We start from the raw sequence: 19,373 nt of genomic DNA on the forward strand, positions 1-19,373 counted from the left end.
GTTCCCGAAGCGACCACTTTCAACAGTAGCCACGCTCGCCAGATTCCCGAAGCGACCAGCTTCGCTCGTAGCCACACTCGCCAGAGCGTGGAGAGCGTGTCGCCGCAGTCTCGCTCGCGATGATCGGACAACGGTAGCGGCATCGAATTGACGGTGTTCGCTGCCCCGAACCAACTCGAAAAAAAAAGAACCTTGCGTCAGATCGCTACGGCTGTCCGGTGCCGGTCGCGTTGCCGGACGTCTGGTCGCCAGACCGAGCCAGCGACGCGCGGTGCTCCCAGAACCGGCGCGCCGCCTGGACGAACGGGACATAGGCTTGCAGTTGGTCGGCGGGAAGCCGTTTCAATCGATCTTCGTAGTCGGCCAACCATTGCTGAAAGAATTGAACGCTGTCGGGATCGACGTGGCGACGCCCGTCCCACTCGATCCACCACGGCGCCGAGACGGCGGCCCGATAGTGTCCCTCGTACAGCGTCAACACGCGGATCATCACCCAACCACTGCCTTCTGCCGTGATCGGAGGAATCTTCCCACCTTGGCGAGCAAATTCGTCTAGCCGCGCGCTGTAGTGAATCTGGTTGTTGTGAAGGACCTCCAGGTAGTCCACCGGATCTCGAACGGTCAAATTCAACTCCGGCTGCAACTGCAGGGACTGACCCGTTTTTCCTCGGAACACGTGTCCGGGAAGCTTTCCACCGAGCAATGGCCGCAGCAGTGGACCGTTGGTGGCGACGCTGCTGCCACGCCAGACCGCTTCCCACCAGGCGTCGGCATCGGTGGGGCAGTGGGGCGTTTCCAATGAATCATCCGACGACGTCGACTCCGCCGCGGTGACGTACAACCGGTTGTAGCCCACCGGCGTCCGACCCGACTGGTTTCCACCGCCTGCCAGCGGCGCGAGCTCCAACCCGGCGTTGATCGCGTGTCGGTACACCGTTTCGGCGTAACGACCGACCTGAGTCGATTCGCCAAGAGTGAAAGATTCCCCAATTCTTCCGCCGGGCACCGAAAGAACGGACTTGTCCAGACGCAGCCAGTCGCCCAGCACAAACATGCCGTCAATCCTGCCGCTGGCCAACCACACCGGAAGCTCCCAGGCGAAAGGATTCTCGATCGCGACCCGAAGCTGATCGGTCTCCGAGCGGGCAACCCGAGCCAGCTGTTGCAATGACGTGGTGATTGCCCCACTCGACGTGGTCCCAGCGTTCGACACCGCGGGCGCGGATTCGCCGCCGGTGCCGTACACCGCCAGCCCATCGACGTGGGAAACGTCCGTGCGGACCCAAAGCGGCGAGTGTTGGATCGGTTCATCGTCGTCGCGATGCGGAATCGGTTTGGCCACCTGCTTGCCTGCGACGGCGGCGACGTGCAAGTCTTCCGCGGCCATCCGCAACGGCAGACTGCTGTCGGAGGGCAGGACGAAACAGTCGCCGGCTAGCCAGCCTTCGGCCGCCATGTCCACCATCCTGGGAAGGTCGATCGTTTTCTCATCCAGGCTGGTCCTCTCCAACAGGAAGTTGCCGCCGATGATCCGATATTCCGGCCCCCGAACGATCCGAAATCGGTAGGGCCCATCGGGCAGTTCCAAAACGACCTGTCGATCGACGACAATGCCCATCCCCGCCGGAACGGTCTGCCGAATCGGCATCGATTTCTCGCTGCGGGCCGGGCCGGAGTCCGCGCCAGCGGGGGCAGCGGCGCCGCGAAAGATCTCCACCCGCGAGATCGCCGGTTTGCCGTCGGATTCCTCCTGCAACTTCAGCGTCAGGGAACCTCCCGCAGCCCAAGCCGACGCTCCGCCTCCGGGCAGGCACAGGAGCGCCGCGGACCAAAGCAGTCGATAATTCGGGCTGGGCATAGGATCTTTTGGTCGTACACGGTTCTGGTCCGACGTTTGCTACGTCTGGCCAATTCGCTTTCACTCTGCCAAGTTTACCACTTCAAGGTTTATCACTTCACCGGGAGACACCCGGGATAGACGAACGATCCCTCCAGACCATTGCTGCTGTGGCCGAAGACCTGTACCAAACGTTGGGAGTGGCGAAAACCGCGACCAAGGACGAAATCAAGAAAGCGCACCGAAAGCTGGCCTTGAAGTATCACCCGGACAAAAACCCCGGGAAAGATTCTCAGGAACGCTTCAAACGGATCCAGGAAGCTTACGACGTCTTAAGCGATGACGAGAAGCGTGCCGCTTACGACCGCTACGGTGCTGATTTCGAAAAGATCCGTGGGGGTGGATTCCACGGAGCGCCGCCGGAAGGATTCGACGGGCTGGACCTGGAACAGATTTTTGGTGCTCGCGGCGCGGGAGGCGGCGGCGGCTACCAATTTGAAGGCGGCTTTGGAGAGTTCTTTGAACAGTTGATGGGCGGCGGCGGTCGCGGCGGCCCCCGCCCGGGCTCTGCGCGAACGCGCTCCCACACGGGTGGACACGCTGGCGGACGCGCCGCCCCGCGTGGCCCCCAAAAAGGTGGCAACATCCGTCACGAGTTGGAATTGCCATTCGAGCTTGCCATCCGCGGCGGCAAGACCGAATTTTATGTCAACCAGGAAAAGTTGGCGGTGACCATTCCGCCCGGGGTCAGCGACGGCACCAAAATGCGGTTGCGGAACCAGGGCGCCCCGTCACCGACGGGCGGGGAACGCGGCGATCTGATCCTGGTTATCAAAACCTCGCCCCATCCCTTTTTCCGTCGAAACGGACAGAACCTGGAACTGACCCTTCCCGTCTCCATCTCGGAAGCTGCCCTGGGAGCCTCCGTCGACATCCCCACGCCCAACGGGACCGTCACGCTGACCATCCCCGCGGGCAGCAGCGGCGGAAAGAAGTTGCGTCTCAAAGGCCAGGGAGTGCCATCCAAATCTGGCCCGGCCGGCGACCTGATCGTTCAACTTCAGATCGAAGTCCCAAAGGCGATCGACGAAGCGTCGCGTGAACTCTTGAAAGAGTTCGCGGAGAAGAATCCGCAGACGCTCCGCACCGGCTTGGTGTTTTGACACCGCCGTGTCGCCCGTGTCGGATTCCCCCTTGGTCTCAGTTCTATCTGGTCCCAGTTCCACTTGGTTCCCGACCTTGCGATCGACCGTCATGCCACGCAGCGACCACGGCTTCTCGAAACAGAAACGAATCACCAGCGGACAGACCATCACGCGGGTCCTTCGCGGCGGCGGTTGCGCCGCCGACGACTGCCTGGTCGTGTTCGTGATGCCGCGTCCCGCCGCGTCGTCGTCCGGCCCGCAGCGTCGCTTGGGCGTGACGATCCCCAAAAAGACCGGCAACGCGGTGGTGCGCAACCGCTGGAAGCGTTTGATCCGCGAAGCGTTCCGCACCCAGCAGTCGGAACTGCCGCCGAATGTGGAACTGGTTGTTCGCCCGAAGAAGGGTGCCGTGCCGCAGTGGGCGAAGATTCGTCGCTCGCTGCCGCGTCTGACCCGCCGGGCGCTCGGCCGCGCTGCAGGTTAGCGGGACAGCGCCACTTTGGGTGAGCCGCGTGGCGCTGCCGCGGGTTTTCTCGGCTGAACCGGCGGCCAGCGTCTTGCCGCTCATTGCACTGCGATCGCGGCGGAAAGCCACGCCCTGGCGAGCGTAGCTACGGTCTTCCGACAACGCCTCTCTGGACGGCGCCACATCGTAAGCAGAATCATTGTTTGTCAGGAATTGGATGTGGCTACCGTCGCCAGACCGTGGCAGTGCCGCACTTTCCAAGCTCTATCGCGTGTGGCTACCTGCAAAGCGCTGCGGTCCAATTAGAATTGGCAACACCGTCTGGGAACGCCTCGGCGTTGCGATCGAGATCGATTGGGTTTCCATGGCCTCGATTTGGACTCGCTGCGCGGACGCCGTTGACACGCCGCGTCGTGTCTTTCAGCCCCTCCGCAATGTCTGAACGATGTGATGAAGGTTCAATGTCCGCGTTGTCAGAATCGACCGAATGAGTGCTTTCGGTCCCGCTGGTTCAACCAGTTGCTGGCCATCCCGCGGCTCCGCTTTCGCTGGCGTTGCATGCGTTGCGGAGTCACCTTCACCGCGTGGATGTGGGCGCCGCCACCGTCCAACGACGCGTTTCCTTCGCAACACCAACCGGACCGGACGCAGTCGGACTGACGAACGAAGCCATCAGGACACCGCGGACGCCGACGCCAACGCACAGTAGTCCGGGCGGGAGGCCGCCGTCGGGTGGCGATACGACCGGACAATTTGATTGTTTTGGACCAAGAACACGCCCGGCATTTGAAACCCGTCGCCGTCCAGTTTTCCGATTCCATGGCGATCCAGAATCGCGGCCAAGAATCCACGCCACCAAACCGTCGGACCAAACAATTGGCGTAACGTTCCGCGTGGCAGTTGGTACGCACGGTACAGTTCGCAAGCCGGATCACCAATCCGATGCAGGTCCTGCAGACCGTACTTGCGGAAGACCGCATCCGAATCGCTGTCGGCGTCATCGTCGGCTAAGTGCACCAGCACAATCGTTTTGCCATCCCGCTCAATCTCGCCGCGCTGCCGCGCCAAGTCCGAGAGTGCTTCGCGGCAAAACGTGCACCCGCTGTGTCGCAAGAAAACAACCAATGTCGGCGAGTGTTGCGAGAGCTCGGCGATCGTCTGGCCGTGTTGTGATCGAAACCGGTGGTTGATCACCTCCGGCGGCTGAGCCTCCGCTTGACTCCGCCGCCTTGCGCTCCAGGATCGAGCGGCTTGGTACAGAATCACGCTGAACGGCACCCACCAGATCAAGTCATTGGCGACGATGGTCCAGACCCACGACGTCGGCAGACGTTCTGGTGCATCGGCCGGAACGGTCACCAGGTGATACAGCATCCCAACCGGCCCCAGCACTTTTCCCAGCAGTCCGACCAGGACGATCGGCCAATGCCGATACGGTCGCGACGCGGCAATACCGTACCCGATGCCGTAAACTCCCACCACCATGCCGACGCACTGCCAGATCGACGGGTACCGCGGAACCGGGATCCCGGTCCAATGGAACAAGTCGTCCGGCCGCACGACTACCCACAATCCCCATCCCAGGTTGTAAATCCCCGCGACAATCAGTACCCAAGACATCCAGCGTGGAGCGGCTAGCGATTCGGTTTGATCGGACGGTGCAGATGGCATGTTCGGGTTCCGGAAACGTGTTTCACCCTGAATACTGTTGCCCCGGCGTCAAGTCGCCGAGGCCCGCCAAACGATTTCAAAGAGTCACGATGCGAGAACACACGATCAGCCATCGAGTCCGCTACGACGAGTGCGATCCGATGGGGTTTGTCCACCACAGCGTCTATCTGCAGTTCTTTGAAATGGGGCGAACAGAGTTGTTGCGTGCCAGCGGCGGCCGTTACCGCGACATGGAAAACGAAGGCATGCTGGTCGTCGTGGCCCGCGTCGACTGCCGATACAAATCGCCGGCCCGCTACGACGATCTGATTGAAATCCACACTCGGATCGACAAGGTCACGGCGGGCAAGATTCTGCATGGGTACACGATCACGCGTGATCAGACCACCCTGGTCACCGCCGAAGTCACCTTGTGCGTCATCGACCGTCAAGGCCAACTGCAGCGGGTGCCGCAAAGCCTGCTCGATCAGTACGGCAATGGATGATTTGCCGAACAATCAACCGCGCGGCAACCAGTTGGACATCGCGACGGACTCCTCCAACTTCAAACGGCCCTGACACCGCATCTCTTCCTCGGCCGCGGCCATGCGGATGTGAACGATCACGTCATCGCCGGTCGGCAATCGATCCTGCCAGGCGATCGGGATGTGGATCCCGCTGACCGGGGCCGAACGAATCAACTCACGGACCTGGTCGGGGGTAAAATCCCAGCGTCCCACGCGCGGGTCGTCCGACGTGTCATTCGGATCGAGCACCACCACGGTCAGTGCCGCGTCCACTTCGAAGTCGTCCAAGGACAACGTGCTGCCTTCCGGATCCGCAACGGTCAGGATCAAGTACAGGCCGTCGATGTCGCTGTCGTCATCGAACTGGTGCCCGCCCGACAGCCCGTCGTGTAACTCCAGGTGATCCGGTTCCGGTGGTGGTTCCAGTGTCGGCGACTGATACCGCAACATCTTCGTACCGGGAGGCAATTCGATTTTTCCCGGCGGCTGGTCGTCGTTACCGGGCGGTTGCAGTTCGCCGGGGATCACGGGCGGCACCTGTTGGTCGTCCGCGGTCGGCGGTTGGGGGTCCGGTGTCGGTTCCACACCGGACTTCTCGTCAGGGGTTGGAAGCGGAATCGATTCCTCTTGCGATTCGTCGCCGGATGATTTGGCGGGTCCGCTCGCCTGGTCAGAATTCGCGCCGGGATCCTTCAAAGGCTCTTCGCCGGGCGCCTCCATCGTCTGACCGGGTGGTGGGGGTGCTGGAAGCTCACCAAATTCGCGATCTGGCGCGGCGCCGGATCCGTCATCCAGGAACGGATCCCCGAGTTCCTCTTTGTCGGCCTGACCGGCCGAGTTCCGTGTCCGATCTTCTGGCGGGTCCAAAATGATCTCGTCGGTCGGATGCAGCTGGATGCCGTCGCCGGTTTGCTGCGCCCGCTGGAGTTCGTCTCGCAACACACGGTTCTGATAGTCGGCCGCGTACAGCTTGTCTTCCAACACCCGGATCTCACGGGTCAGCTTGGCGTGATACAAATCCTGCTGTGCGCGCCCGCGACAGCCGCTGGTCAACAGCAGGATTGCGACGAAGCCGGACGCCACGCAAATGGGCACCGAAGCTCCGCCGGATCCGCCCAGCGCAACGACGCCACGCGGCCGGTTCACCGAAGCGAGCCGACCTGGCAGCAAGCGACCAAGATCACGCGGGAAGGAATTCACCAATTTCGCCGAAACGGGAACGTTTGCCTCAAGAAACTCGGATTCACGGCCGACAGGCCGTCCTCAGCGTTTCGATTAGCAAGACCGGTGGGACGAGGTCAAGAGTCGTCGCCTGCGGGCTTTTGATGGCATTGATGCGAGCCCCAGCCCTGACACGCTGGGCTGCACAAACCGTCGAACCTGCGGCCCGACCAACGAAACGGCTGCGCTGTCTGACGTGCTCTGTCCCCGTAAATCACTGTCCCCGTGAATCAGGCGTGTGCTGCCTGACATGCTCTGTCCCCGGTTTGACGTGCCCCCCTGTCCGGTCTGACGTGTCCCCGCGAATGACTGAATGATCGTCTGACGTGCTCTGTCCCCGATCCGACGCGCACGACCAACGAAACCGCCGTGCTGTCCGACGTGCTCTGTCCCCGCGAATGCTGTCCCCGCGAATGATCCCTGCCCGGTTTCGGGGCAACGCCCCGATCGTTTGTTTAGCCCGGCCCATCGGGCCCATCGGGCCGGGGATCCTGCGGGCGCAATCAACCACAAGGGCCAACGGCCCGTCCGTTTGTTTCGCCGGGCGAAGCGCCGGGCCGTTGAACGACCGCACGCCCAGGCGGCCCAGACAAAACAGGCAACTTATTCCGACTGGGCCGGCTTTGACGATTTTTCTGGTTTTTCCGATTTTGTCTGCAGGGCAGTTTCGTGCTTCGTCGATATCGCATCTGACTGGTCGTGCCAGCCGTACCAAGAGGTCACGGCGGCACTCCGAAAACTCAGGCTGCCCCGACCTGCGGGAGCGGCCGAAAGGTCACACGCTTCCGGCGTGATCCGAGGCCTTTCAGGAGTTTTATCCCCCCCGAGTCTCAATTGGTGACGACCGTGCCTACACTTCGAAAGCTTTCCCCTCTCGCAGCCGCGTTTTCCGCGGCCCTGACGTTTGGCTGGAGCGGCGCCTTGACGGCAACCGCGCAGTCCGCGTCAGGCTACACCGACGGACCGAACTCCCGAACCACTCAGCGCTCCGTTGTCCAACAAGCTGCCCGAGCGAGCTGGACGCCGACTCGGGGATCCGGCACGACGAGCACCAGCGATGCCGACGCGGGATACCAGCGTGCACCGCAGACGAAAGCCGTCAAGAACGCCCGCGTGCTTCGCCCCAACCCGCAGCACCGCAGCGCCCCGGCACGTTCTACCGCGACCGGATCCAAGCGAACCAGTGCAATTGCCCAAGCCCAATACAGCGTGCCGGCACCGCCCCCGATCGAAGGTGAAACCATCGTCGAAGGTGACGTGATCTACGAGGGTGCGGTGGTCGACGGTTACGGCCCCACGCTTGCCGCCCCGATGGGTGCGCCCTGCGGTTGCGACTCACCCGGATGTGACTCGATGGGTTATTGCGAATCGGATTGTGGCTGCAGCCTGTGCGGCGAAGCCCCCAGCGGACGCGCTTGGCGACCGGCGATCACACTCAGCTTGCCGCAGGACGGTTGGGTTTCGTTCGAAGCATTGCACATGTGGCAAGACGGCATGGACTTGCCGCCGCTGATCACCACGTCGCCATCGGGCACATCGCGTGCGAATGCGGGCGTGCTGACGCGGCCGGGCACCCGGACGTTGTACGGCGATGGCGAAGTCCTGGATGACACGTTCAGCGGCGGACGGCTGCGGTTCGGATTCTGGCTGGACCGCTGCCACACCTGGGGACTGGGCGGCGAGTACCTGGAGCTGGATGAAGAAAACGAACGGTTCTCGAGAACCAGCACCGGAACGCCGATCTTGGCTCGACCTTTCTTCAACACCTTGACCGGCAATGAAGACGCCGAACTGATTGCCTTTCCCGGCGTGATCGGTGGCACGGCGACGGTGGATGTCCGCAGCCAACTCTCCGGCGGAGGCTTCTACCTGCGAAAGCTGACCAATTGTGATGAAGGCTGCCGGGCCTGGTTGTTCTGCGGTTGCAACGGCCATTTCTGCAGCCGTTCGGAAATCCGCGTCGGCTACCGCTACCTGGAACTGGACGAAGGCGTGAGCATTCGCGAAGAACTGGTCAGCAGCGACAGCACCAGTCCGGGCAGCTTCGACATCACGGACTCATTCACCACGCTCAACCAGTTCAACGGTCTGGACCTGGGTTGGAATTATCGTGTGACCCGCGGCTATTGGACCTACGACGGGCTGATCCGACTGGCGGTGGGGAATACCAACCAAACGGTCAAGATCAACGGCAACACGACCATCACCGACCCGAACAATCCGCCGGCGGAATCGTTCAACGAAGGCTTCCTGGCCGTCAATTCGAACATCGGGGAATACGAGAACGACGAGTTCACCGTCGTGCCCGAATTGAATCTGACGTTGGGCTACCAGTTGACCGACCACCTAAAGGTGAATGTCGGCTACACCGGCATCTACTGGTCCAACGTGGTGCGTCCGGGACAACACATCCCGACGCTCTTGAATCCCGACCTGTTGCCGCCGGATCTGGAAGATCCGATGGGGGACGCCCGTCCGCTGTTCGCTTTGGACACCACCGACTACTGGGTCCACGGGATCACCTACGGCCTGGAATATCGCTGGTAATCGTTACAACGTGATCAGGGGTAAATTCTTCGCGGGAGCGGGCCGATAGCAGCGACTGAGACTATTCCCCCCGCACCCGCGATCGTTGCCATCTCACCATGCGTGTTTCACGTCTCCCCGTGAAACATCGACGGTCGCGACACCCCAGCACAGGAACACCCCCATGGTCTGGCAGCGAATGATTCAGCGACTTCGCCGTCGCAATCGTCGATCCAACAACACGTGCCACGAGACGAATCCGCGACGTTCACTCCGACTTGAATCACTTGCGAAACGTGAGTTGCTGGCCAGCGACTTGGGCGTGATCACCGGTGTCTCCTACATCGATCTGACCGGTGACGGCTTGACGGCGGACGACACCCGCCTGGAAGGCGTCACGGTCGAACTGTTCCGCGACGTCGACGCCAACGGAGTATTGGACGCGGCCGACGGGGCGGCCATCGATTCGCAGGTCACCGACGCCGACGGTCAGTATCGATTTGCGGGCCTGAACGCGGACACGTTTTTCGTGGTCCAACAAAACGCGGCGGGTGACATCCTGGAACCCGGACCGGTCGCGGTCACCATCGCTGACGACAGCGGCGCCTTGCTGGTGACAATCGACGACTTCACCACCACGGCCCAGGACGTGATGGCAACCACCACGGTCGCCACCGACAGCAGTTCCTTGGAGGCAACCGAAACACTGGGCGGCTTCCGGGACATGAGCGTCACCCGGACCAGCGACATCGGCGTGATCAACGTGGTCACCGATCCGCCGCCAGACCTCTTGTCGGTCGGTTCGCAAACGGAATCCGAAGGTGTCGTGCTGTTGCAATACGACGGCGACGACAATTCGCTGACCCTGGATCCGACGGGGCTGGGTGGAATCGCCTTGGCGGGAGGCGCATCGACCGACCCGGTCGACCCCGGCACCGGCATCCTGATCGATGGATCCTACCAGAACGCTGGCGACCAGATCACCGTCCGCATTTACACCGACGCCGACAATTTTGCGACCGCAACCGCCGACATCCCCGAGGACACCGGCGTCGTTGGAGAGCAGGAACAGATCTTCATTCCGTTCGCCGACTTCACCGCCACCGGCACACCGAACTTCAATGACGTCGGCGCCATTGAATTCGAGATCACCGTCTCGGCCAACAATGACGGAACCTTCGTCAACTTCAATTCACTTGGTTCCAACGTCCAGACGGTCAACCTGGCCAACACCCAGCTGATGTCCTTGGGCGGCAACGTCTTCCGAGATGCCGGAGGCGGTACGGACACAAACAATGGCATGCTCGACGCCGGTGAACCCGGAATCGAAGGTGTGGTCGTCGATCTGTACGCCGAACCGGAAGGCGGCGGAGCGATCGACCCGAGCAACCAAACTCCGATCCAGTCGACGACCAGCGATGCCGACGGCAACTACCGGTTCGATGAATTGGCCCCCGGCGACTACGTGGTCGTGATTCCTCAATCGGAATTCGCTGAGACGGAACCGCTGTTCGGGTTCGTCACCAGCACCGGCAACGATCCGGTGCCCGATCCAAACGACGACGTGGTCGGGGACGACAACGGGGAGTTCGTCGAAGGTGTGGGCCTGGTCACCGGCGTGGTGGAGCTGACCGTCGGTGGAGAATCCGTTGACGACGGCGATACCGACAGCAACACCAATCTGACCGTCGGCTTCGGCGTCGTCCCAACGATCGATCTGCAGGTCACCAAGACCCTGGACGAAACCGCTTCGGACCTGCAGGAAGGTGGAACGGCATTCTTCGACATCACGTTCCAGAATGGCGGTCCGGCCGACGCAACCAATGTGGTCCTGACCGATGTCCTGCCGGCAGGTTTGACGCTGGACCCGACCAATTCCGACTTCGGTAGCTTCACGCCCACCATCGACGGCCAAAACGTCAGCATCAATGTCGGTTCGCTCGCGTCTGGCGCCACCGGTTCGATTCGGATCGCGGCGGACATCGCGACCGGACAAACCGCAGACCTGACCAATACGGTTTCCATCGACGGTGACGAGGTGGACGTTGACCCGGACAACAATACCGACGACGCGGTGTTGGATCTGGTCAACACGGACCTGGAGATCACCAAAAGTGACAATACGGATGGGCCGGTCGTCGCCGGTGAGCAGTTCACCTACACGATTAAGGTAAGCAACGTCGGTCCGGACGATGCAACCGGTGTCATCGCCACCGACAACCTTCCCGACGACGTCACGTTCGTCAACGCGACGTTTGTCACCGGCAGCGGCACCGTCACGGAAGATCCGACGGGCAGCGGCGATTTGACCATCGAGATCGGCGACCTTGCGGCCAACGGCGAAGTCACGGTCGACATCGTCGTGCTGGTCAACAGCGACGCCGCCGACATGCTGACCAATCAGGCTTCCGTCACCTCCACGCCGAACAACGACAACAACCCCAGCAACGACACGGTCCAGGAAATGACCGATGTCGAACGCAACGTCGATGTGGAGATCACGAAGACGACCACCGACACCGCGACAGCCGGAGGCCAGCTGACCTACACGATCGATGTGTCCAATGCCGGACCGAGCGACGCCCGCGACGTGGAGGTCACGGACACCTTGGCCGCCGCGTTGACTTTCGTCAGCTTCGACGCCGGCACCACCGACGTCACCATCGACCAGACCGGCCAGGATCTGACCTTCGACGTCGGAACGCTTGCCAGCGGGGAGACCAAGACGTTCACGATCACGGTGGACCTGGCTTCGTCGGCAACGGGAACGCTGAGCAACACGGTGGATGTCACCACCACTGACAACGACACCGACAACACCAACGACAGCGACACCCTGGACCTGGCCGTCGGGACCGCAACCGATTTGGTCTTGACCAAGGAAGTGGACGCAGCGACCGCCGTTCCCGGCGAAGACACGCTGACGTACACCTTCACGATCTCCCACGACACCGATAGCGCCAGCGATTCCGGCGAAGTCACCTTCACCGATGCGTTGCCCGCCGGGGTGACCGGCGTGACGATCGACGCCCCCGAGGCAACGTCGTCCGGGTTTGATACGGACATGCAAACCGTGACGATCGTGTTCGATCCGATCCCGATTGGTCAAACCCGCACTTTCACCGTCACCGCAAGCGTGAATGAGGATGCGACCGGCACCATCGAGAACACCGGCAGCATCACCGTCGACGGCGGTGACATGGACACCGCAAACAATTCGGCCACGGCGACCACCGACGCCACGCCAGAATTCGATGTGACGATCGACAAGACGGTCGATGACAGCACGCCGGACCCCGGCAGCAACGTTACCTACACGATTGACCTGACCAACGATGGTCCCAGCACGGCCACCGGAGTGATTCTGACCGATGACGTGCCGACCGGCTTGACGTTCGTCAGCGGGACGCTGGATGGTCAGTCCGCAACGCTATCCGGCTCCACGGTCACCTTCCCGGAGATCACGCTGGAAGATGGCGAAACCCTGACCGCAACCCTGGTGTTCACCGTCGGCATCGACGCCGACGGTACCATCACCAACACGGCATCGGTGACCGCCGACGACGGCGAAACCGACACCGAAAACAATTCCGACCAGGCGGCGATCACCGCGTCTCCGATTGCGGACCTGACCGTCACGAAAACCGTCGATGAAACGGCAGCCCAAATCGGGGAGACGCTGACGTACACAATCACGGTAACCAATGACGGCGTCTCCACCGCCATTGACTCCGAAGCCGTGGATACCCTGCCCGCCGACTTCAATTTCGTCAGCGGCACGGGCCCGAACGACGAAGCGCTGACCGTCAGCAACGGGACGATCACCGTCGACGGTGGAGACCTGGCTCCGGGAGAAAGCTTCACGTTCACGGTCTCCGGCACCATTGACACGGACGCCACCGGCACGCTGACGAATAACGTCGCCGTGACGACCGCAACGACGGAATCCAGTACCGCCAACAACTCGGCCTCCGCCGCCACCACGGTGGATCCCGTCACCAGCACGATCTCCGGAACCGTCTACGTTGACAGCAACAACAACGGCGTCCAGGACTCCGGCGAAGAAGGCATCGAGGGAGTCGAACTTCGGCTCAGCGGTACCGACAGCCAAGGCAATCAGATCAACCGTGTCGTCACCACCGATGCGGACGGGGTGTACGAATTCGACCAACTTCCCGCGGGGACCTATCGCATCGATCAGGTTCAGCCGGACGGATTCCGCAGCGGACAAGAAACCGTCGGCACCGGTGCCACGGCCACGGCGGTCGACAACGCGTTCACGGATCTGGAACTTGGCGTGGACACCGATGCCATCGATTTCAATTTTGCCGAACTAGAAGAGCGACTATCGAAGCGACGATTCCTTGCATCGTCCTGACCGGGTCAACCGAGTGGCCGCGGCGCGTTTCTCAGGGAGCCGGTGAAGAACTGAAACGCGACCGACAGACGGCCCTCGGAAAAACCGGTCTGGATCAAGCAAGGAACTGCGAGACGCACGGCCTTTCGGGGGGAAGGCCGTGCGTTTTTTTATGCGAGGAAATAGGGGACGGGGGTCAATAGTGCTAGGAAAAGGGGACGGGGGTCAATAGTGCAAAGCACCAGAAGGGCCGTTCCGGCTATTGACCCCCGTCCCCTTTTCCAGACGCCGTCCCCTTTTCCAGACGCCCATTCAATCTCGATTGCGTTCCAGAAAGCAAAGCTCTTGATACAGCATTGACGTCTTCGGCATGGCAACGCCGGCCGCCGCCGCGGTGTCGATCGGCGTTCGCAGAATCGTTCGAAGTTCCATCGGACGGCCGGCCAGGTAGTCCAACCGCATGCTGCTATCGTAGGGAACCATCTGACGCGTGTGGTCGATCGTTTTCTCGATCCATTCGTCTCCGATCGATGCTCCGCATGCTGAACCCGCCGCATGGACTTCCGTGATGATGTCACGTACCAGCCGGACCGCATCCTCATCTCCGACCAACTTATCCGTCGAAGCATTCAATGCGACCGACAAACCGTTGAAAGGGATATTCCACATCAGCTTGCGCCAGCGGACGGTATTGAGATCTTCGGAAGTTAGAGTTTCGATTCCGGCCTCCGTCATGTCCCGGCAAATGGACTCGGCCAAACCGATCGTTTGCGAGTTGCATTCCAAGGGGCCAAAAACGATCCGCCCGTAGTCCAGATGCTTGATGTGCCCGGGCCCCACCTTGTTGCTACACAGAAAACAGCATCCGCCCAGAACGCGCTGCCGGCCGACAAACTCCGCGACTTCCTGCTCGACGCCCAAACCATTCTGCAGCACAAGGACCGCGCCGCCACCGGACGTTGGTGGCGGCAACAATTGCGGCAGCAAATGATTATTGACCGTTTTCAACGCCAAAATGGTGACGTCACACGGCGGCATCGAAGCAACGGACTGGTGCGCGTGAACTTCCGGTAATTCGAAATCACCCCAGTGACTTTCGATCTTGAATCCATTCGCTTTGACGTGGTCGTAGTCCGAATGCAATAAAAAGTGGACGTCGTGCCCCTGGCGGGCCAGCATGGATCCGTACAGGGCCCCCAGGGCGCCGGAGCCGATGATCGCGTAGCTGTGTTTTGTCATGTTGATCCGTGCTGCAAGAGAATTCGCGTCAACCTGCCGCGATTGAGTTCTGATCGATCACACGTTTCAGCCGGGCTGCTCGGTCAGGCCGCGTCGCCAAGATCCAGCCGCTTCCCATAACGACGCAGCACCTGCGCTTTGAGCGCGGTCCATTGGGCGTCGTCCAGATTCGGATCTTCGTCGATCAAACGCTGAGCAATCTGCCGCGCGACGTGCAGAATGTCCAGGTCCTCGATCACATTTGCGATCCGCAGAGGCGGCAAACCGCTTTGACGCGCCCCCAGAACGTCGCCTGGACCGCGGAGCCGGAAGTCGGCCTCGGCCAGTTCAAATCCGTCATCGGTGCTTTCAAAAACCTGCAACCGTTCATACTCCTGCGGCGGTTGCTGACCGTCGGTAAACACGCAAACGTGCCCGGTATGGGTCCCCCGAGACACCCGCCCCCGCAATTGGTGCAACTGTGCCAAGCCGAATTGTTGCGCCCCCAAAATCGTCATCACGGTCGCGTTGGGGACGTCGATTCCAACCTCAATGACGGTGGTCGTGACCAGCAAATCGATCTCGCCCTCCGCAAACTCGTTCATCAACCGAATCTTTTCCTCATTGCCCAATTGCCCGTGCAGCAAAGCCACGCGACGGTCAGGGAAGGTTTCGCGTTGCAGCTGCCGGAACACCGCCTCCACCGACGAAACGTCCTCTTCCGATGAGAGCTCGGTCTCCGCGTCATCCGGCAATTCTCCCGGTCCCTGTTGCGTGTTGGCCCCGGATGCACTGACACGCGGCGCGACCACGAACCCCTGGCGTCCCTCGTTTAATTGCTGGCGAACAAAGTCCCACCAACGGCGTTGCCATTCCGGCCGGCCCAGGTAAGTCTTGACACTCCCGCGCCCCGGCGGTTTCTCCCGCAACGTGGTCAGTTCGACATCGCCAAACACGGTCATCGCGACACTGCGTGGAATTGGTGTGGCGCTCATGACCAGGTAGTGAGGATCGATTCCTCCGCTGCGGAGCGCGACCCGTTGACGGACACCGAACTTGTGCTGCTCGTCGATCACGCACAGCCCCAGACTTTTGAATTCAATTCCGTGCAACAACGCCTGCGTTCCAACAAGCAGGTCCAATTCGCCGGACGCGGTTTTTGCCATCACGTCCCGCCGTTGGCCGGCAGTCAGCGATCCGCAGATCAGGCCGATGCGGACACGGCTGTCGGCCAACATTCGGCACAAGGTCTGGTAATGTTGCCGCGCCAGAACCTCGGTCGGTGCCATCAGGACGGCCTGGTGGGAATTGCCAACGGCCAACATCATCGCATAGATCGCGACGACCGTCTTGCCGCTGCCGACGTCCCCCTGAAGCAGTCGATTCATTGGGAATTGTCGCCCCATGTCGCCGGCGATTTCCCTCATCGCTGCTCGCTGATCTCCCGTCAATTCGAAAGGGAACCGGTTGGTGATGCGTGCATCCAACAGAGCGGAACTTGTCAACGGGCTGGATTGCAAACTGGTGGTCAATTGACGCCGGCGCATGGCCAACGCTAATTGCATGACCAACAATTCTTGAAACACGAACCGGGTCCGGGCCCCCAGCAGGGCGTCGCGATCTTCGGGACGGTGAATCGCCCTCAGGGCCGTTTGGACATCGGGCAGGGGCGATCGCAGATTCATCCCGCCGGCGCGGAGTGCCTCGGTGGCTTCCTGACGCAGTGTTTCCGGCAACGCTTCGCTCAGCGAGTCCACCAACGCGTCCGCGGCGGCCGTCACCCAGGCCCGCATTTCGTGTTGCTTGACGCCTTCGGTCAGCGGATAAATCGGCAGGATTTCAGGCCGATCGATCTCCGACTGCTCGTCCAGGAACGTCACCTTTGGATGAACGAACTCCCATCGCAACCCGTTCAGTTTGGGCTGGCCGCTGATCATCACCCGTCGGTCAAAGACCAACTGTTCGGCGCGGAAGGGTTGATTGAAAAAGACAATCCGGACCGCCCCCGATTCGTTCTCGACCACCGCTCCGAAGATTGATTTTCCTGGACTGCGCGACACCAACTCCGCATCGGTGATGGTCCCAACCAGTGACGCCGGTTCGCCATCCCGAAGTTGATCAACGGACTTCGGCGGCGCAGGGAACTCGTAGTCACGCGGGAAACAGAACAGCAGGTCACCCACCGTCCGCAATCCAAGCTTTTTCAACCGGTTTCCGCGCGTCGGACCGACGCCGGGAAGGTACTGGACCGGCGTGGACAAACTGGTTTGAGCGGACGCGTCTGTCATCACTTCACTCGCTGATCCGGAAACACGACGGCCAGCAGGCACCTCCACCGAGTCTCGCGGGCAGATCCTGCTACGCGTTCGCCTGGCCTTTGATGGTCCGCTGGGCAACCTCCCAGGCGCTCTCCAAGTGTTCAGAATAGCGGTCGGGCGACAACAGTTCCTCGACCGGAACGGCCGCCGTGATTTCAATCAACCAGCCGACGCCATAGGGATCCGCGTTGATCAGGGCGGGATCCTCCAGGACGGCGGGATTGATCGCGGAAAGCGTGCCCGCGATCGGCGCGTACAAATCACTTTCGGCTTTCTTGCTTTCAATCGCGCCAATCATTTGCCGCTTGCCGATCGTGGTGCCGGGATCCAGTTCCCAGTCCAAAAAGTAGACGTCTTGCAGCAACCGCACAGCATAGGCCGACAACCCGAACCGCCAGCGGATCTCCGACGACGCATCGGCCGTGCGTTGCGTCCAGTCCAAGAAACGATCGTCGAGCCCGATCGGCCGCGCCCACATGTGATTGGTCGCGTAACAACGATCGCGAGGAAACTTGGCCGTGAACTCGCCCATTGCGAACGAGAAGAAATCGGCTGCCGGATCGGACTGCATACGGATGACGCTTTCGCGAACGAGGACGGATCAGGTGTAGCGGACGTTCCGGTGTTGCGGTTCGAAAAACGCCGGTAGCATCGCGTCCACACGCAGCAAACCGTAACGTGTCAGCTCGACCCGCTGGTCGTTGACTTTGGCCCAGCCGTCTTCGACGTATTGGTCCCACTGCTGCTGCCAGTGGCTGACGATATCGATTCCAAACTTTTCCTGGAAGTAGCTACGGTCAAGGTACCCTCGTTTGAGCAGCAAGATCATCTCGCGGATCAATTTTTGCTCGGGCGTGGGGACATACCCGCGGCCCAGCGGCAGGGATCCAGATTCAATCGTGCTGAGGTAGTCCTCCAGTTCCGCCACGTTTTGGTAATGCACGCCGCTGACGTGCCCAAAACTGGCAATGCCGGTGGCCAACAGGTCCGCTCCCTTCCACAGGTTGTCGCGGTAGGAAAAATTCACCTTCGACGGATCTTTGACCACGGTGTAGGCGCTGCTAACGCTGTAGCCGGCGTCCAGAAACTCATTGAAGGCGTAATCGACCCAGGCACGTTTGGTGGCCCAATCCGCGACCGGACTGCTGCCAGAATTCTCCAGAATGTCCTTGCTGTAGACGGTGTTGAACGGCAACTCCATCTGGTAGATGGTCACGCTTTCCGGAGACATCTCGATGGTCTGGCGGACATTGTTCTTCCAGTTGTCCCAGGTTTCGCCCACCATTCCGGAAATCAAATCGATGTTGACGTTGGGGAACTCGGCTTCGGCGATCCACTCCCAGGCTCGGAAGACTTGTTTGGACAAGTGGGCTCGCCCGTTCTCCTCGAGCAATTGATCCGAAAAGTTCTCCACGCCCAGACTCAAACGCGTCACACCCAGTTCTTCGCGAAGCGTCTTGACCTTTGTCTCGCTAAGCGTGCCCGGCTCGCACTCAAACGTCACCTCTTCGGCGCCGTCCCAGGTGATGTGCTGTCGAAGGCGTTCGGCCAACTTGGTCAGCTGTTTCGGAGAAAGAAAACTGGGCGTCCCGCCGCCAAAGTACACGAATCGGAATGGCCGATCCTTCATCACCGCCTGTTGGGAAACCATCGAAATTTCGTTGCACAGCGCGTCGACGTAACGCTGCACTTCCGGGGCTTTGACGTCGGTGAACACCTTGAAGTAACAAAACTTGCAACGCTTGCGGCAGAAAGGAATGTGCAAGTACAGCCCCAGCGGTGTCGTCTCCTGCGGGGGACTGCTGAGTGCTTGACGGACGTCATCCAGATAGTCTTTTTTCCACTGACTGTAAGGCGGGTAGTTGGAAATGAAATAGCTGCCGACTTCGGTTTTGGATTCACTAGCGGCGGATGACATGGCGTTATGGGAAAGCGGGTAGCGTGTCAATTTGAACGCAATCATTGTAGCCGGTCGTCAGGCGTTGAGTCATCCTGGAACCTGCCGATGACCGCTCGGCCGACCCTTTGCGACCGCCGCGGCGGCGGTTGACACCGCGATTTGCCGTCTGAATCGGTGTGCGTTGCTCGTCGCGAACCGTTCGTGATCG

Annotated in this window: 13 protein-coding genes; 6 read left to right on the forward strand and 7 right to left on the reverse strand. The window is 61.0% G+C overall.

The genetic code is table 11. The features are described 5' to 3' along the window. Window positions 1-205 precede the first annotated feature (205 nt). Window positions 206-1,858 (reverse strand): hypothetical protein, encoded by a 1,653-nt coding sequence (locus tag FYK55_RS11475; protein WP_150076534.1) that lies wholly within the window; start codon window positions 1,856-1,858, stop codon window positions 206-208. A 149-nt stretch (window positions 1,859-2,007) separates the two neighbouring features. Between FYK55_RS11475 and FYK55_RS11480 the strand changes: the two genes are divergently transcribed. From FYK55_RS11480 to FYK55_RS29000, 3 genes are all read left to right on the forward strand, one after another. Beyond that, entirely contained in the window at window positions 2,008-3,000 is a 993-nt protein-coding gene (locus FYK55_RS11480; RefSeq protein WP_150076535.1) for a DnaJ C-terminal domain-containing protein, read from the forward strand. A 91-nt stretch (window positions 3,001-3,091) separates the two neighbouring features. After that, entirely contained in the window at window positions 3,092-3,466 is a 375-nt protein-coding gene (rnpA, locus tag FYK55_RS11485) for a ribonuclease P protein component (protein ID WP_150076536.1), read from the forward strand. A 432-nt stretch (window positions 3,467-3,898) separates the two neighbouring features. Then, entirely contained in the window at window positions 3,899-4,108 is a 210-nt protein-coding gene (locus FYK55_RS29000; protein WP_161604445.1) for a hypothetical protein, read from the forward strand. Between the two features lie 12 nt (window positions 4,109-4,120). Here the strand turns inward: FYK55_RS29000 and FYK55_RS11490 are convergent, their stop codons facing one another. After that, on the reverse strand, window positions 4,121-5,119 hold the full coding sequence (locus tag FYK55_RS11490; RefSeq protein WP_150076537.1) for a SelL-related redox protein: 999 nt from the start codon (window positions 5,117-5,119) through the stop codon (window positions 4,121-4,123). Between the two features lie 89 nt (window positions 5,120-5,208). Here FYK55_RS11490 and FYK55_RS11495 point away from each other — a divergent pair, with 89 nt between their 5' ends. After that, window positions 5,209-5,604, forward strand: coding sequence for an acyl-CoA thioesterase (locus FYK55_RS11495; RefSeq protein WP_150076538.1), 396 nt, complete (start codon window positions 5,209-5,211; stop codon window positions 5,602-5,604). Between the two features lie 12 nt (window positions 5,605-5,616). Here the strand turns inward: FYK55_RS11495 and FYK55_RS11500 are convergent, their stop codons facing one another. Further along, entirely contained in the window at window positions 5,617-6,825 is a 1,209-nt protein-coding gene (locus FYK55_RS11500) for a hypothetical protein (protein ID WP_161604446.1), read from the reverse strand. Window positions 6,826-7,692: 867 nt separating this feature from the next. Here FYK55_RS11500 and FYK55_RS11505 point away from each other — a divergent pair. Both FYK55_RS11505 and FYK55_RS11510 read left to right on the forward strand, forming a co-directional pair. Beyond that, on the forward strand, window positions 7,693-9,393 hold the full coding sequence (locus tag FYK55_RS11505; RefSeq protein WP_150076540.1) for a BBP7 family outer membrane beta-barrel protein: 1,701 nt from the start codon (window positions 7,693-7,695) through the stop codon (window positions 9,391-9,393). 163 nt (window positions 9,394-9,556) lie between these two features. Then, the gene (locus tag FYK55_RS11510; RefSeq protein ID WP_150076541.1) at window positions 9,557-13,750 is read left to right on the forward strand and encodes a COG1361 S-layer family protein; all 4,194 of its coding nucleotides are present in this window, start codon (window positions 9,557-9,559) and stop codon (window positions 13,748-13,750) included. Between the two features lie 291 nt (window positions 13,751-14,041). Here the strand turns inward: FYK55_RS11510 and FYK55_RS11515 are convergent, their stop codons facing one another. From FYK55_RS11515 to FYK55_RS11530, 4 genes are all read right to left on the reverse strand, one after another. Continuing rightward, window positions 14,042-14,968: a putative 2-dehydropantoate 2-reductase gene (locus FYK55_RS11515; RefSeq protein ID WP_150076542.1), complete on the reverse strand. Its 927-nt coding sequence runs from the start codon at window positions 14,966-14,968 to the stop codon at window positions 14,042-14,044. A gap of 83 nt (window positions 14,969-15,051) precedes the next feature. Next, window positions 15,052-17,235: an ATP-dependent DNA helicase RecG gene (recG, locus tag FYK55_RS11520; protein ID WP_150076543.1), complete on the reverse strand. Its 2,184-nt coding sequence runs from the start codon at window positions 17,233-17,235 to the stop codon at window positions 15,052-15,054. 70 nt (window positions 17,236-17,305) lie between these two features. Then, window positions 17,306-17,836: a glycine cleavage system protein H gene (locus tag FYK55_RS11525; RefSeq protein ID WP_150076544.1), complete on the reverse strand. Its 531-nt coding sequence runs from the start codon at window positions 17,834-17,836 to the stop codon at window positions 17,306-17,308. Between the two features lie 30 nt (window positions 17,837-17,866). Then, the gene (locus tag FYK55_RS11530) at window positions 17,867-19,183 is read right to left on the reverse strand and encodes a coproporphyrinogen-III oxidase family protein (RefSeq protein WP_150076545.1); all 1,317 of its coding nucleotides are present in this window, start codon (window positions 19,181-19,183) and stop codon (window positions 17,867-17,869) included. Window positions 19,184-19,373: the final 190 nt, after the last annotated feature.

Origin of the sequence: Roseiconus nitratireducens (genome assembly GCF_008629675.1) — a bacterium.
GTDB lineage: Bacteria > Planctomycetota > Planctomycetia > Pirellulales > Pirellulaceae > Stieleria > Stieleria nitratireducens.

Excerpts from the sequence above, each read along its gene's own strand:
- FYK55_RS11490 (WP_150076537.1), bottom strand. The coding sequence starts at position 5,119 with ATGCCATCTGCACCGTCCGATCAAACCGAATCGCTAGCCGCTCCACGC.
- FYK55_RS11525 (WP_150076544.1), bottom strand. The coding sequence starts at position 17,836 with ATGCAGTCCGATCCGGCAGCCGATTTCTTCTCGTTCGCAATGGGCGAG.
- FYK55_RS11495 (WP_150076538.1), top strand. The coding sequence starts at position 5,209 with ATGCGAGAACACACGATCAGCCATCGAGTCCGCTACGACGAGTGCGAT.
- FYK55_RS29000 (WP_161604445.1), top strand. The coding sequence starts at position 3,899 with ATGAAGGTTCAATGTCCGCGTTGTCAGAATCGACCGAATGAGTGCTTT.
- FYK55_RS11510 (WP_150076541.1), top strand. The coding sequence starts at position 9,557 with ATGGTCTGGCAGCGAATGATTCAGCGACTTCGCCGTCGCAATCGTCGA.
- FYK55_RS11475 (WP_150076534.1), bottom strand. The coding sequence starts at position 1,858 with ATGCCCAGCCCGAATTATCGACTGCTTTGGTCCGCGGCGCTCCTGTGC.
- rnpA (WP_150076536.1), top strand. The coding sequence starts at position 3,092 with ATGCCACGCAGCGACCACGGCTTCTCGAAACAGAAACGAATCACCAGC.
- recG (WP_150076543.1), bottom strand. The coding sequence starts at position 17,235 with ATGACAGACGCGTCCGCTCAAACCAGTTTGTCCACGCCGGTCCAGTAC.
- FYK55_RS11515 (WP_150076542.1), bottom strand. The coding sequence starts at position 14,968 with ATGACAAAACACAGCTACGCGATCATCGGCTCCGGCGCCCTGGGGGCC.
- FYK55_RS11530 (WP_150076545.1), bottom strand. The coding sequence starts at position 19,183 with ATGTCATCCGCCGCTAGTGAATCCAAAACCGAAGTCGGCAGCTATTTC.